1 protein-coding gene is annotated in these 903 nt (G+C 47.0%); it reads left to right on the top strand.

Annotated elements, in window-relative coordinates; all coding sequences use genetic code 11:
- A partial coding sequence (locus B3V51_RS09950) for an HpcH/HpaI aldolase/citrate lyase family protein (RefSeq protein WP_286708341.1) occupies positions 1 to 711 on the top strand: 711 nt, incomplete at its 5' end.
- Positions 712 to 903: the final 192 nt, after the last annotated feature.

Raw genomic sequence — 903 nt, 5'->3', positions numbered from 1 at the left:
CTGGTTTTTATACGTCCGCGTAGTCCGATGATGCTACAGCAATTAGCTGACTATGCTCATATTGATCTTATCGATGGTTTTGTCATGCCAAAGGTCGATATGTATAGCTTATCCAATTGGCGCATGGCCTGTCAGAACCTCAATGCTGACCATCTGCTGATGCCGACGCTCGAAACGGCTGCATTATTCAATCCGCATCATAATCAAGAGCTGGCGATTGCTTTTAAAGAAGCCTTTAGTCAGCCAGTATTTGCGCTACGTATCGGGGGTAATGACTTATTTGCCGCGCTGCGCCTGCGTCGTCCAAAGAATAGCATTGTCTATGACACGCCTATCGGCACCCTTGCCTATCAGCTGCTTGGCTGCTTCGTACCGCATGGTTTTTATCTGACAGCGCCAGTATTTGAGTATTTAGATCAGCCAACCCTTTTTATGCAGGAGCTAAATCATGATGTCAGTTTGGGACTGGTCGGTAAAACGGTCATTCACCCAAGCCAAATTGCACTCGTGCAGCAAGCCTACTGCGTGCCACTCAGTACATTAGATGAAGCACAGGCAATCCTGCACTCTGAGGCCAAGGCGGTGTTCAAGTACAACAATACCATGCTAGAACCTGCGACCCACCGGGCATGGGCAACCGAAATCGTCAATCGTGCAGAAGCATTTGGCACTATCGATGATGGCCACAGCCAATATAGCTCACGGATGTAATCGTCAGTATTGAGCATAATAGGATAAAAAAAGCCGCTATCAATGACTGGTAGCGGCTTTTCTATGAATTGTTATAACCTACTGCCAAAACAGTCTGACTTTATGCGAATTTGCCTCAGCAGCTTAGCATTACGCACAGCTTGTCAAAAACTGACTGAGCACTTGGTTCACTTGATCAGGCTCTTCCACTGT

The sequence above is a fragment of the Psychrobacter sp. UBA2514 genome (assembly GCF_002341255.1).
Classification (GTDB): Bacteria; Pseudomonadota; Gammaproteobacteria; order Pseudomonadales; family Moraxellaceae; genus Psychrobacter; species Psychrobacter pacificensis.
Note: the sequence above shows the minus strand (reverse complement) of the source record. Positions and strands in the feature narration are given on the sequence as shown.